Below are 14,177 nucleotides of genomic sequence, written 5' to 3'. Positions count from 1 at the left end.
CTATGAAAATAAAAGGAGAACTACACTCGTTTTCTCTTTTTGGTTTCACTTGGCATGGAGCTAAAAAAGGCACTGACCGCTTCTATCCATGGACGGACCCTCTCTCCCACCTAAAAAAAGGGTTTATATCGTTTTTTCACTTTCTGTTTTTTGTTTACATATAAAAAAGCAGCCTCATATATAAGGCTGCCACTTAGAGCTTAATCCTCCGATATTCTTCTACGCTCTCCGCCACACTTTGCAGTAAAGATCCTAAATATTGTGTGTCTGATAGTTTCTGATCTTCTTCAGGATTCGACATAAATCCAAGTTCCAGTAAAACGCCTGGAACCTTTGACCAATTGAATCCGGAAAGATCATCTCGAAACTTAATCCCATTTACTTTTACTTGGCTGTTTTCTTTCATTTTCTTTACGATTATTTGAGAAACTTGTAAGCTTTCTGCATAAATTCCTTTTGTATATGTATTTCCTTCTGCTGGCGTCAACACGGCAAAACCTTTTTGTGCTCGATTTTCTGAGCCATCGGCATGAAGGCGTAAAAACAAATCTGCTTGATGATCATTTGCGAACGTCGCCCTCTCTTTGTTACTTATATCGACATTATGTGTCGTTCTTGTCATAAGTACTTGTATACCTTTTGCTTCGAGCTTCTCTTTTAACATAATCGCAGCTTCTAATACGAGAACAGATTCTCGTTTTTTCGTCACAACCCCAGTCGTTCCATCAGTCACTTTATATTTCTGCTCAGCTGCACCCGGGCCAATTGGTTCTAAATTTAAATTTGCTTTCTCTTGATGCCCTGGATCAATCACAACAAGAAACTTCCCTTGTTTTTGCTCAGCATCCACTTTTACTTCAGGGGTTTTCACCGATTCTTCAGCCGGTGGTACTTGTTCTACCTTTGGCTCTTGTTTTTCATCTTGCTCCGCTGAGGGCTCTTGTTCAGTTTTTTTCTCTTGTTCTCCACTTTGTTCCACCGGTACTTCAGTTTCTACTTTCTTCTCTTGCTTCTCTGGCGGGGCTTCTTTCGTGTTTTCTACAACCTTTTTACTCTCTTCTTGAACAGTATATAGTGCTTCTTTTTCTTGTTCCTTCGAGCATGCGCCCATATATATTCCAAGTAATGCAAATACACACATCATTTTTATATACTTCATTGTTTCTCTCCCATCTAAAAAGAAAGATTTCATGCCGGTTTTCAATTTTCATTTAGGTTTTCGCATATAAATCGCGGCTATGAAGAAAACTCTTATTCTCTCTCTTTGTTTTCATTCCGCATAGGGTACGCTTCTATGCTTGGATCGACACTCTCTTCCCCCTTAAGAGAAAGGTTTTCTATCAGGCGTTTCACTTTGTATTTCTATATTTAAAATTGTTTCATAATCTCATCAATACTACGTGCGATACAAACCGGCTCCCATATTCCTGCTCCTTTTTCTACTGTGTATATCGGATAAAGCGGATCCTCTATATCAACAAAGACAGGATCACCCATATCAGTATCATATCCAATCACAATCCAGCTCTCTTGCCAGTCTCCCTTTTTCCCACTAATGAGTGAATTTTTGTTTTTATCATATCGATATCCAATTTGTCCCTTTTCCAATTCATTTTCATGAAATAAATATATTTCAAATGACTGTAATTCAATATCATGTTTCTTCGAAGCTTCGATAAGCTCTAGAAGCTCTTTTGCTTTTGGGTGCTGTTTCATACGTTCCTATCCCCTTCTATTTTTTCTAAATTTTAACTAATTTGTTTCTGAAATACAATATAGTTTTTTCAGCAAAACGTTACAATCTAGGGACATTTCCGCAAAAAAAAATAGCCTCATTTTATAATGAGGCTACGTTTCCATATGAATTAAAATTTAAATTCTTGTCCAACTTCATAGCTATCTTCTAATACAAGAATACCTTTTTCTTGCGGAGCATCTGGAAGCTCTAATTCACGTGCAGAACAAAGCATACCAGAAGATGGCGTACCGCGAAGCTCAGCTGGTTTAATTAGCATACCACTTGGCATTACAGCACCGATTTTTGCGACAACAACTTTTTGCCCTGCATCAACGTTTGGTGCGCCACATACGATTTGCAATGTCTCTGTACCAATTTCTACTTTACAAATGCTCAATTTATCAGCATTTGGATGTTTTTCTTTTTCAGCTACGTAGCCAACAACAAATTTTGGCGTGAAGTCTGCTTCTACTTTTTCCTCGAAGCCATTCTCCGCTAAAATTTCATTGATTTTTTCAACAAGCTCTTTTGTTAAAGTAATGTTTCCAGTTTCCTTTACTTCTACATACGATGACGCATTAAAGATGTTAAATCCCCCTGTTACATTGCTTTCACGATCATAAACGCGAGCAACATCTCCTTTGCGGTCAAATGTACGGTTTTCTAATGTGATATCTTGTAAGGCAACGATTAATGTGTCGCCAATTCCTTCAAGGTTATAAAAAACGTTCACTATGTTCATCCTTTCTCTTTTTCATCTGTCTTCTTCCGATTTTTTGCTAAAATAAAGATCGGCTCAAAGTTCCCATCTTCATATACAAATGAAAGTGATGTAATCGGAACATGACCTTCAGCAAAAAACTTCATTGTCATTTGTGCAATAATATCATAACCGATTTCGTTCACGATATCAGCAATAATTAAAACATCTTGGTGCGGAACAGCCACAACCATATCGCCTGAAATCTTTTCACGCATTGATTGTAATAGCGATTCATTCAAAATACGACTTGCATCATATCCATCATTTGTGTTTAAGAAATAAAATGTATTTCCCGCTACTTCATCTTGTTTAAATGTATGACTTAATGAGCGCACATTAAACAATGCCATTTCACGTACTTGCTGCTCTGTAAGCCCTAACTTTTGTAACAAACGTTCATCAATTAATCGATATGTTTTATTGGAATCTAATGCATAATAAATACGTGTTTCTGCTGTGTGATCCGTCATTAAAAACGGATTACCTTCCCCCGCTTGTCTCGGGAAAGAAGTCGAGCGAATAACCGGCAGAATTTTTGCTGCACTGCTTTCTTCTTTATGCATCGCCAGGAGTGCCTCTTGCACGTAATAGACAACATCTTCAATTGCCGCTTCTTTTTTCACTTCCCATTTTGCTACAACTCCTGGGAGCGAAACACTAATACCTTTTTTCGTATCCTTTTGCTCAATGCGAAGTACATCTTTTTCACTATCATAATGAAATTCCCATTCTGGACGAGCTAATCTACTCATTAGCTCTTCTTTCATTTTTTTATTTGTCATTTTCATTTCGTGTGCCTCCCTTCCAAAAAAATAACCTCCCCCGCGAAGGTAGAGGTTGTTTTTACAATTTAATTGGCTACTCGCCTTACTTTAACCCTTCAATAAACTCTTCAATTTGTTCTTGTGTTTTACGATCTTTGTTTACATAGCGTCCAGTTTCTTCACCTTTATTGTACGCTACAAAGCTAGGAATGCCAAATACATCTAATTTTACACACAGATCAATAAACTCATCACGATCTACATAATAAAATGAGAAATCACTATATTTCTCTTCTACTTCCGGCATAAACGGATCAACAAAACGGCAATCTGGGCACCATTCTGCCGAGAACATAAAAATCACTTTCTCTTCATTTTTTAACGTTTGGAATTGCTCCATGCTTTCTAATGATTTCATCTATATTTCCTCCTCTAACGAAGTGTATCTTTTCATGTGTAATCTTTCTTTTATACTACCATACATCGCGCACGGTGCAAGGTTTATGCTTGCTTTTCATCATACTTATATTGCCCAATTAATAGCTTTACAACATGTACAAATAACTCTGTACGATCCACATAATGATCTGTGAAGATTCCAATTGCCCCTTCATGACTACGAATATCTTTCCGTTTTACAAATTCCTCCATAACTTCACTTAACTCTTTCCCACTTTCAAGAGGAGCAAGAAAATCATCTGGCAACTTAATACGCGCCCCGCCTGCAACAAATATTTTACCTGTACTTGTTGCTAAAGCACCCCAGTTACACATAAACAAGCCGCGCTCTGTTTTCATAACGCCTCCTTCTAATCCAAATCCGATGTCAACTTGCTCTGCTTCTAGTGCTCGCTTTGCCCTATTGATTGCGCCTTGCATCGTTTCTTCATCAGAAAATGGTTGCGCTGCTACTCCTGAAGGGACTGAAACAGAAGTAATATTCGCCTCTTTCCACACTTCTTGTACGGCTCCTACTTTTGTTTGGTTTTTCGATCCAACTGCAACTCTCATATCGTTCACCTCTATATAAATTCATACTCCAAAGACGAAAATAGGCACTGACCGCTTCTACACCTGGCTGGGTCCTCTCTCCAATCTAAAAAAAGAAAGGGTTTTTAGCCCTTCCTTTTAAGCGTTATTTTTAATTGTTTCCAATGTCGTTTTATCTGTCGCTCTTACAAGCTTCGTAATTAACTCTTTCGCTGCTGCATAATCATCAACATGTAAAATAGATGCATGTGTATGAATGTAACGAGCGCAGACACCAATTACTGCTGATGGAATACCAGAGTTACTTGTATGTACACGACCAGCATCTGTACCACCTTGTGAAATAAAGTATTGGTACGGAATATTATGTGTTTCTGCTGTATCTAAAATAAATTCACGCATTCCTCTATGTGTTACCATTGTACGGTCATAAATACGAAGAAGCGCTCCTTTTCCTAATTGGCCGAACTGCGTTTTATCCCCAGATGCATCATTTGCTGGACTTGCATCAAGCGCATAGAAAATATCTGGCTGAATCATATTCGCAGCTGTTTGTGCTCCGCGAAGTCCTACTTCTTCTTGTACAGTCGCACCAGAATATAATGTATTTGGTAATGTTTCATCTTTTAGTTCTTTTAATAATTCGATCGCAAGCCCACAGCCATAACGGTTATCCCAAGCTTTTGCCATGATTTTCTTTTCATTTGCCATCGGTGTAAACGGACAAATTGGAACAATTTGTTGTCCTGGTTTCACACCAATTTCAAGCGCATCTTCATAACTATCTGCACCGATATCAATTAACATATTTTTTACATCCATTGGTTTTGCACGTTGCGCATCACTTAATAAATGAGGTGGAATGGAACCAACAATCCCAACAACCGGTCCGTTTTTCGTCATAATTTGTACACGTTGTGCTAGTAGTACTTGACTCCACCAGCCCCCTAGCGTTTGAAAACGAATCATACCGTTTTTCGTAATTTGCGTAACCATAAAGCCAACTTCATCCATATGACCAGCTACAAGTACACGTGGGCCACTTTCATCCCCTTTTTTAAGACCGAACACGCTACCTAAACCGTCTTGGACGATTTCGTCTGCATATTTACTTAGCTCTTGTTTCATAAAACGGCGCACATCATGCTCAAATCCTGATGTACCTTGTAATTCTGTTAACGTGCGAAATAATTCTAATGTCTCTTTATTCACGAAGTCCCCTTCTTTCAAACCTTAGTAGAATACCTCTTTTTATTGTAACGAAATTTTCGAAATGTTTCTAGTTTCTTCTTTTTTCATTAAAATTGCATTATAATTGTTATCGATACACTATTTTATAGAAGTGAGGTGAATATATGAGCTGGAAAGGTTTACTAGCTGGTGTTGGCGTTGGTTTTGCAGCTGGTTATCTTGTTGCAAACAAAGTTCAAGAACAATCCCATATTTCTTCAGAAAAAGCATTGAAAATGGTGAAGCAAGCATTAAGTCATAAAGGCGAAGTTACTGGCTCTTGGGTACATATGGTTCCAGAGACATTTGAAAAATATGATGTCGCATACGAAGTATACCGCGGCGGTCTTACAACGATTTTAAATGATATACAAGAACGATTCGAATTTTTAGTAGATGCAAAAACAGGTACAGTTTTAGAAGTAAACGCTGCCTAAAGGAACTCTGAAAATCCGAAAACATACGTTTAAATAAAGTGAAATTTTATAGACAGTAGCGAAATAACAGCGTGCAGATGAATTTCTGCACGCATTTTTTACATTCTTTCAATTATCGTCGCTGTCGACATCCCATGTCCAATACAAATCGTTAACAGGCCGTACCTTCCTTGCCTTCTTTCTAATTCATGAAGAAGAGAAGTCATTAATTTTGCACCAGTTGCCCCAAGCGGATGACCTAAGGCAATTGCGCCACCGTTAACATTGACCTTTTGTAAATCTGCTTCCATTTCCTTTTGCCATGCTAAAACAACCGATGCAAATGCTTCATTAATCTCTATAACATCCATATCCTGGATTGTTAAATTTGATTTTTGCAACACTTTTTTCGTTGCAGGGATAACACCATCAAGCATTGTCGTCGGATCAGAACCAACAACCACTTGATTCACAATACGAGCACGTGCTTTACACCCTAGTTCTTTCGCCTTTTCGCTATCCATCAGCAAGATTGCTGCAGCACCATCACTAATTTGGCTTGCATTCCCTGCTGTAATTACTCCATTTTCTTTAAAAACCGTTTTTAAATTGGATAACGCTTCATAAGAAGTATCCCTTCTCGGTCCTTCATCATTTTCAACTACTATTTCATTTCCTTCTTTATCTACACCGCGCAGTGGTACAATCTCTCGCTGAAAGTGTCCAGATTCAATAGCTTGAAGTGCTCGTCTATGACTTTCTAGTGCATAAGTATCTAACTGTTCACGGGTAATACCGTATTTTTCTGCAATCATCTCAGCAGATACACCTTGATGTACAATTTGATACTTTTCATGAAGACTACTTGGGATAGTCTGTTCATTCCCATCACTTAAAATAGGAACTTTTGTCATATGTTCTACACCAGCTGCAATTGTAATGTCCATATCTCCTGATTTAATTTCTTGCGCGGCAAAGTGAATAGCCTGTTGTCCAGAGCCACAAAGACGATTAATCGTTACTGCTGGAACTGTTATAGGAAAACCTGCTTCCAGTGCCGAAAGTCTTCCAATATTAAAACCTTGTTCGTTAATTGGCGTTACACAGCCCATAACAATATCTTCTATAAGGCCTTTCTCTATATTTCCCCGTTTTGTTACTTCATCTAGTGCAACTGCCGCAAGTTGTACTGGATGAAGTAAACGGAACGCTCCATTTCTTTTACCAACTGGTGTACGTACAGCCTCAACAATGACAACATCTCGCTTCATATTTTCTCTCCTACTTTCCCTTTTGAATAATCATAAAAACCTTTCCCAGTCTTTCTTCCAAGATGCCCCGCCTCTACAAGTTTCACAAGTATTTGCGGTGCTCTAAACCTATCACCAAATGCTTCTGTTAGTCCTTTGCTCGCAAATAGCATTGTATCTAGTCCCACATAATCTGCTAATTCAAATGGTCCCATTGGATAGTTCAAACCAAGCTTAATCGCTTTATCAATTTCTTCTTTACTTGTAATGCCTTCCTCATACATACGCATGCACTCTAACATATGAATAGCAATTGCCCGCGTGGTCACAAATCCTTGCATATCTTTCACAACTACCGTTTCTTTTCCAAGTTCTTCTGATACTGTTCTTACCGCTTGTATTGTGCTTTCTGCCGTAACCACTCCTCGGACAATTTCAACGAGTTTCATAACAGGAGCAGGGTTAAACCAATGCATTCCCACTATTTTTTCGGGACGACTCGTTGCACTTGCGATCGCAGTTATACTTAATTCAGAGGCATTTGTTGCTAGAATAGTAGATTGCGCTGTATACAAATCTAGCTTTTGAAAAATCTCCTTCTTCAACTGTAATATTTCCGGCACAGCTTCAATAACAAGCTCTACATTTTGGCAAGCCTCTTGCAATATAACTGTAGAAGTTATATTGGATAAGATTCCATTTTTCTCCTCATCCGTCATACGTCCTGCACTAACAAAACGACTCAAGCTTTTGGTGATTGTTCCATAAGCTTTTTGTAAACTGTCTTCTGATACGTCATACATTTTCACATGTTTTCCACCCATCGCTAACGCTTGGACAATTCCATTTCCCATAATTCCTACACCAATTACTGCGATATTTTGAATCATCATATTCCTCCTATCATTACTTTTCATTTTTTCTATGTAATGCATTCAAACAAAGCATTTGTTTCAAAGTAGTTTTGAATATTATTGGATAATAGAATGAGAGACATCAATAACTGTTATTCCTTACAGCATCATAAGTCCATGCTTTTTGCAATTATATTTTTCATAATTTCATTCGTCCCAGCATAAATCGAACTTACCGGAATATCGCGATAACGGCGCGCAATCTCGTATTCTTCCATATAGCCATACCCGCCGTGCAACTGTATGCACTCTGTTGACACTTTTTTTGCAAGATCTGTTAACCACCACTTCGCCATCGATACTTTTGTTACGATATTCTCACCGTTCATATGAGCGGTAATACAGTCATCTACAAATGTTTTACCGATTTCAATTTCCGTATACATCTCTGCTAATCGAAACTGTACTGTTTGAAAATCACTTATACTTTTTCCGAATGCTTTTCGCTCTTGGACATAGTTTTTCGTTAAATGTAGCATCACTTCCGCTGCTGTTTTAGCAGCAATTGCAACGATGAGACGTTCTTGCTGCAACTTTTCCATGAGATAATAAAAGCCTTTCCCTTCTTCCCCTAATAAATTCGAAGCAGGAACTTTTACATCTTCAAAAATAAGCTCTGCTGTATCTTGACTATGTAAACCAATTTTTTCAAGTTTTTTTCCTCGCTTAAATCCTTCCATTCCTCTTTCTAAAACGATCAGGCTCATTCCTTTATGAGCTGGTTTAACATTTGTGTCTGTCTTACAAACAACGATGACTAAATCCGCATGAATACCATTTGTAATCAATGTTTTTTCACCATTCACTACATAATAATCACCTTCTTTCCTTGCTGTTGTTCGAATACTTGCCAAGTCAGAACCTGCTCCTGGCTCCGTCATCGCAATTGCCGTTATATATTCACCGCTTACGCATTTTGGTAACCAGCGTTTCTTTTGTTCTTCTGTTCCGTACTGCGTAAAGTATGGAACAACAATATCATTATGCAAACCGATTCCAATTAAACTTGATCCAACCTTCTCAAGTTCCTCATTCATGACAACCGAATATCCAAAATCAGCACCTGCTCCGCCATACTGCTCCTCTACCATCGGACAAAGGAAACCTTTATTTCCCATACTTGTCCAAAATGAACGAGGAATCATCCTGTTTTTTTCCCATTCGTCATAGTATGGATATGCTTCCTTTTCTAAAAATTTATGAAAAGCATCACGAAAAATGTGATGCTCCTCCTGTAAATATTTATGCTTCATCATATCCTCCCCTTAGATTCCTCTTCTGTCACTTGGCTACGTAAAATAAATTTTTGAATTTTACCGCTCGCATTTCTTGGCAATTGCTCAACAAACACATAGCGACGCGGACGTTTGTAATCCGCAAGCTTCTCACTTCCTTTACAGTACTCATCTAATATTTCTGCGGTGAGAGACTGATCTTTTGAAACGATGTACGCTAGAACACTTTCCCCCCAAAGCTCATCTTTCTCTCCAAGCACCGCAACATCTAAAATGCTTTCATGTGTATACAAAAAATCCTCGACTTCACGTGGATAAATGTTTTCTCCGCCACTAACAACCATATCGTCAACGCGATCTGCAACATACAAATAACCATCTGCATCTACATAGCCTAAATCCCCTGAATGGTACCACCCTTTATATAGCGCTTTTGCAGTTGCCTTCTCATTGTTGTAATACCCTTTCATCAAACAAGAACCCCGCATAATAATTTCTCCGATTTCATACGGCCTTACTATATCATTTGGCTCAGATGGGCCTTCTTCATTTGGACGGACAATACGAATTTCATGATTATAGGCAGCTTTTCCTGCAGAACCTACTTTTGTAAGTTGCTCATTCTCTCGTAAAAAAGTAACTGCCGGTCCCATTTCCGTCATACCATAAGCTTGTACTAATGAAACATTCAATTTTTCATCACAAGCTTTTACAAGTGCCGGTGCCATTGAAGCTGCTCCATATAAACCGTACCGAAGAGAAGATAAATCATACTGCATTAAATCTTCCTGCAACATCATATTCCACATTGTAGGTGCCGCAAACATAACAGTAACCTTCTCTTTTTCAATTGTTTCAAGAACATTCTTTGTATCGAAATGGTGTAGAATAATATTCGCACCACCGCTATGTACCCTTGGAATGAAGCAACAATGCAGCTCTGCACAATGAAACATCGGCGCTGTTACAAGGCCACGACTATCTTCGGTGTAATGTAAATATGCGATTCCCAGCAAACTTTGATCAATAATTTCTCGGTGACGGTGAAGCACTCCCTTTGGATAACCGGTTGTTCCACTTGTATACATAATGGAACAAATATCATCTTCTTTTACTTCTACTGCTTCAAATTGTGGTAATGCATTGGATAGTTTTTCTTCATATGAAATAGAAAACGACGGATGATTTTGATCAATGTACCAGAACTGAATATGAGGAAATTGTTTATGAATGCTTTGTACTTGAGAGGATAATTGCTGTTCAAAAAGTACGATTTTTGGAGAGGCATCTTCTAATATATAACTGAGTTCTTGTGGTTTTAATCTAAAATTAATTGGGTTAAACACGGCGCCAATTTTTGCACAAGCAAAACATGTAGTTGCTAGTTCACTACTATTAAAGAGAAATGTCGAAACGCGGTCACCTTTTTGTATACCACTTTTTTGAAGAGCGTGAGCTAGCTTATTTACCTGTTCATTCCATTCTGTATACGTCCAGCGAATATTTTTCTTCGGCTCAACAATCGCTTCTTTATTTGGATAACTTTCAGTAGTCAACTCAAGCAATTTTCCAATCGTTATATACAATATATTTCCCCCTTTTCGAATAAAGTGAAACTTTAATCAGTGGGGGTTTTCTTCACCCCCCACCTATCTTCCCCGTTTCCCTCTGAATCTTGAGGTGAGGGGCTTACTGCCCGTTAATGCGGGATAAAACGCTTCTCATATAGAGCGTGTAATAATGTAGTAACTCAGAGATATTATAGCAATTTTCAGAATATTTTAAAGTTTATTCTTTCGACAAATCCTGACAACTAATTGACTTACAATTAAAGGAGAACATAAAAATCTTACTTTTTTAGTGGAGGGTCACCCCTCCACTTCACAACTCTTCTAACTTTCTTACACTTCACTTGGTACATTTGTCTTTTTTCGTTCTACTCTCTCTATCATATTCCCTTCCTCATCCCACTTCACAGCGCGGTAATACGCATCATGGTAAAATGTAAACCATGCCTTTTTCTCCACTCCGTACTTCATCCACTTCTGCTTATGTTCAATAGATGTCATTGGGTAATCATCATAAGCCATAACCCATAATACATTTTGATGTGCATGCGTTGGTAATAAATCTGCCAAATGCAGCATCGTTTCCCCCTTGCTTTCAAGAACAATCACAGCATGACCATCGCTATGTCCGCCTGTATGCACCATTCTTACTTCATCTGAAATTTGTATTTCTTCTTTGAAGGTAACAATTTGCTCTACAATTGGCTCCCAATTTTCTTTCAAGTATGTATTACGAGACCGAATATTAGGATTTCTCATTTCATTCCATTCTGTTTCTGACACATATACTTTTGCATTTGGAAACGTTGGAACAAGCTTACTTCCTTCCCATTTCGTTAATCCTGATGCATGATCAAAATGAAGGTGCGTCATTAATACGTAATGAATATCTTCCGGCTTTAAACCACGCTCCGCTAGAGAAATTTCAACTGACGATTCTGCCGTCACACCTTGATTTCTCTTCATCTTTTCATTCATTTTATCATTACCAATGCCTGAATCGATAAGCATGTTCCCATCTTTTGTTTGCACAAGCAATGGGTCTGTCCGTAAATAAATATGATTTGTATCATTATGTTTATATTTGCGTGACCATAAAACTTTCGGTACAACTCCAAACATTGCTCCCCCATCTAAGTGAGTATTCCCACCGCAGAGCCATGTGACTTTGATTTCTCCAATGTTTAAAGATTCCATTCCATATTCCCCCTTTTTCACTTCAATTTTAACATAAAATTCAGATTATTTTTCCACATAAAAAAACCTGTGCATTACTGCGCAGGTTCTGTACGATATTTCGCTTCAACACGATAAATACGATGTCCTTTACTAGAAAACTTCTCTTCGTATTCCGTCATAATGTTACCTTTAAAATCACTATTATGAAGATCTAAGCTAAGGAATGTGAGTAGCATACCATATTCAGCCATACTCATAAGAGAGTATTCAAATAAACCTTGGTTATCCGTTTTAAAATGAATTTCTCCGCCCGTTGCTAACACTTCTTCATAATTACGTAAAAACGTTTTATACGTTAAACGACGCTTTGCGTGACGGTTTTTTGGCCATGGATCTGAGAAATTTAAATACACACGGTCAATTTCTCCTTTTGCAAAGAACACTGTTAAATCTTCAGCATCTTTATTCATTAATTTTAAATTTGGTACTTCTTCTTCAATTAACTTATCAAGCGCATCTACGATAACACTTGTGAATTTTTCAATTCCGATATAATTAATATGTGGGTTTGCTTTTGCCATCTCATAAACGAAACGGCCACGACCTGTTCCTACTTCAATATGAATTGGATTGTCATTTCCAAACACTTCTTGCCAATTGCCACGACGCTCCTCTGGATTTCCAATTACAAACTGTGAGTACTCATTGATTCGATCCATTGCATATGGTTTATGTCTTAAACGCATATATGTCTCCCTCTCTTTACCAAACTATTTTTTGAAGGTTCATTCCTTCTTTCTTTTTAATCAATCTATCAAACAAAAAACCAAGTACGTACGAGCACTCGGTCCGTTTCTTTCAAGTATAAGGTGTACCATTTTGATACAAACTACAAAGAGCATAGAACGAAACTTTCATTTCTGTAGAAAGGTTTCGTTAGCCACTGATTAGCTACTCCATGACGAAACAGAAAATTTCTCTTACTTGTTCACATTGAACAACAATCGAAAGGATGATCCAGTCATGCCGATTAATCAACAACATCAATTAGAAGTTTTAAAAGATATTTTAATCAATCACCAAAGTGATTGCTGTGGAACGGTTTCTGAGTGCGAACAATTAGAACGGCTCATACAATCATTGCTTGCAAACGATAACGTGAACAGCGACGTAAAAGCAATGCTAAACGATGTATATTACTATAGTCAATCGGGTAAATATTCTCCTGATTTAGACAATCATATTTCTAGTAATCAAGAGCAACTCACGCAATGGATTTCTGGAATGGACAATTTCTCTTAATTCTTTACTCTGAAGCAAGTAGTTGCTGTAAATATTGATGCCAATATTCAGCTTCTGCTTGCTGTTTTTTTGTTGTATGCCATTGAACAGATAAAATAGTTTGTGCTACTACATACCACTTCATACGACGAATCAATGATTCATTCATTTCAATTCCATAATACGCTAACCACTCGTCCCATTCGTGCCGCGGAACATACCAATGTAATAACATGCCAAGATCGAGGGCAGGATCTGCAATAACAGCTCCGTCCCAATCAATTAAAAATAATTCATCTTCATTCGATAATAACCAATTGTTATGATTCACGTCACAGTGACATACAACAAATTCATCATATTCAATATCCTTCAGTGTAGCTTTTAAATACTCCAGCCCTGTCTGAATTGTTTCATCCGTTCTTATGTCTCCTCTTAAAATAAAATACAATTGTTCTAATAACTCCTGTGCATGCAGCGGCTGCTTTCCAAGCCTTTGTATCATTTGCACAAGTGCTTTAGATGAATGTATTTTTTTTAAAAGCTTCGCAACACGCTCTAGTTTCATATCCTCTGGCTCTAACTTTTTCCCTGGAAGCCACTTTTGAGCCGAAATTACATCGCCGTTTGTCACTCTTCTTGTCCAAAGTAATTTTGGAACAATTCCTTCTGCCGACAATACCGCTAAAAAAGGCGATGTATTCCGCTTTAAAAATAGCTTTTGTTGTCCATTTTGCGCAATATACGCATCGCCTGTTGCCCCACCAGCTGGTATAAGACTCCACTCTTCTCCTAATAATTGTTCCAACCATTCCATATTCATTACCCGTTAACAAATCCTTATCTTTT

16 protein-coding genes are annotated in these 14,177 nt (G+C 37.9%); 2 read left to right on the top strand and 14 right to left on the bottom strand.

Annotated elements, in window-relative coordinates; all coding sequences use genetic code 11:
* Positions 1-193: 193 nt before the first annotated feature.
* From LOK41_RS02955 to LOK41_RS02925, 7 genes are all read right to left on the bottom strand, one after another.
* Positions 194-1,159 carry an N-acetylmuramoyl-L-alanine amidase gene (locus LOK41_RS02955; RefSeq protein ID WP_241815120.1) on the bottom strand — a complete coding sequence of 322 codons (966 nt, stop codon included), beginning with the start codon at positions 1,157-1,159 and terminating at the stop codon, positions 194-196.
* A gap of 209 nt (positions 1,160-1,368) precedes the next feature.
* Positions 1,369-1,716 (bottom strand): thiamine transporter, encoded by a 348-nt coding sequence (locus tag LOK41_RS02950; RefSeq protein ID WP_241815118.1) that lies wholly within the window; start codon positions 1,714-1,716, stop codon positions 1,369-1,371.
* Positions 1,717-1,865: 149 nt separating this feature from the next.
* On the bottom strand, positions 1,866-2,480 hold the full coding sequence (gene ytpR, locus LOK41_RS02945; RefSeq protein WP_241815117.1) for a YtpR family tRNA-binding protein: 615 nt from the start codon (positions 2,478-2,480) through the stop codon (positions 1,866-1,868).
* A complete protein-coding gene (locus tag LOK41_RS02940) occupies positions 2,477-3,289 on the bottom strand; it encodes a DUF1444 domain-containing protein (RefSeq protein ID WP_241815115.1) in 813 nt (270 codons plus the stop codon). Before LOK41_RS02940 ends, ytpR begins: the two co-directional genes overlap by 4 nt.
* A 79-nt stretch (positions 3,290-3,368) precedes the next feature.
* Positions 3,369-3,683 carry a thioredoxin family protein gene (locus LOK41_RS02935; protein ID WP_174100199.1) on the bottom strand — a complete coding sequence of 105 codons (315 nt, stop codon included), beginning with the start codon at positions 3,681-3,683 and terminating at the stop codon, positions 3,369-3,371.
* Between the two features lie 83 nt (positions 3,684-3,766).
* Positions 3,767-4,276 (bottom strand): DUF84 family protein, encoded by a 510-nt coding sequence (locus LOK41_RS02930; protein ID WP_241815113.1) that lies wholly within the window; start codon positions 4,274-4,276, stop codon positions 3,767-3,769.
* Between the two features lie 117 nt (positions 4,277-4,393).
* Positions 4,394-5,467: a M42 family metallopeptidase gene (locus LOK41_RS02925; protein ID WP_241815109.1), complete on the bottom strand. Its 1,074-nt coding sequence runs from the start codon at positions 5,465-5,467 to the stop codon at positions 4,394-4,396.
* A gap of 143 nt (positions 5,468-5,610) precedes the next feature.
* Here LOK41_RS02925 and LOK41_RS02920 point away from each other — a divergent pair, with 143 nt between their 5' ends.
* Entirely contained in the window at positions 5,611-5,922 is a 312-nt protein-coding gene (locus LOK41_RS02920) for a PepSY domain-containing protein (protein ID WP_098491931.1), read from the top strand.
* A 98-nt stretch (positions 5,923-6,020) separates the two neighbouring features.
* Here the strand turns inward: LOK41_RS02920 and LOK41_RS02915 are convergent, their stop codons facing one another.
* From LOK41_RS02915 to trmB, 6 genes are all read right to left on the bottom strand, one after another.
* Complete coding sequence (locus LOK41_RS02915) at positions 6,021-7,172, bottom strand: thiolase family protein (RefSeq protein ID WP_241815108.1); 1,152 nt, start codon at positions 7,170-7,172, stop codon at positions 6,021-6,023.
* The gene (locus LOK41_RS02910) at positions 7,169-8,041 is read right to left on the bottom strand and encodes a 3-hydroxyacyl-CoA dehydrogenase family protein (RefSeq protein WP_241815107.1); all 873 of its coding nucleotides are present in this window, start codon (positions 8,039-8,041) and stop codon (positions 7,169-7,171) included. The genes LOK41_RS02915 and LOK41_RS02910 overlap by 4 nt, the downstream gene beginning before the upstream one ends.
* 131 nt (positions 8,042-8,172) lie before the next feature.
* A complete protein-coding gene (locus LOK41_RS02905) occupies positions 8,173-9,318 on the bottom strand; it encodes an acyl-CoA dehydrogenase family protein (protein WP_241815106.1) in 1,146 nt (381 codons plus the stop codon).
* Positions 9,318-10,886, bottom strand: coding sequence for a fatty acid--CoA ligase (locus tag LOK41_RS02900; protein WP_241815103.1), 1,569 nt, complete (start codon positions 10,884-10,886; stop codon positions 9,318-9,320). Before LOK41_RS02900 ends, LOK41_RS02905 begins: the two co-directional genes overlap by 1 nt.
* A gap of 315 nt (positions 10,887-11,201) precedes the next feature.
* Positions 11,202-12,065: a YtnP family quorum-quenching lactonase gene (locus tag LOK41_RS02895; RefSeq protein ID WP_241815102.1), complete on the bottom strand. Its 864-nt coding sequence runs from the start codon at positions 12,063-12,065 to the stop codon at positions 11,202-11,204.
* Positions 12,066-12,139: 74 nt separating this feature from the next.
* Positions 12,140-12,793, bottom strand: a complete 654-nt coding sequence (trmB, locus tag LOK41_RS02890; protein ID WP_241815101.1) for a tRNA (guanosine(46)-N7)-methyltransferase TrmB — start codon at positions 12,791-12,793, stop codon at positions 12,140-12,142.
* Between the two features lie 277 nt (positions 12,794-13,070).
* Here trmB and LOK41_RS02885 point away from each other — a divergent pair, with 277 nt between their 5' ends.
* Positions 13,071-13,349, top strand: coding sequence for a YtzH-like family protein (locus LOK41_RS02885; protein ID WP_174100190.1), 279 nt, complete (start codon positions 13,071-13,073; stop codon positions 13,347-13,349).
* Between the two features lie 4 nt (positions 13,350-13,353).
* On the opposite strand, the gene LOK41_RS02880 is transcribed toward LOK41_RS02885, so the two are convergent.
* Complete coding sequence (locus LOK41_RS02880; protein ID WP_241815100.1) at positions 13,354-14,151, bottom strand: phosphotransferase family protein; 798 nt, start codon at positions 14,149-14,151, stop codon at positions 13,354-13,356.
* Positions 14,152-14,177 lie beyond the last annotated feature (26 nt).

The sequence above is a fragment of the Bacillus sp. TL12 genome, from assembly GCF_022625245.1.
Lineage (GTDB): Bacteria > Bacillota > Bacilli > Bacillales > Bacillaceae_G > Bacillus_A.
This window is presented reverse-complemented; position numbering and strand designations above follow the sequence as displayed.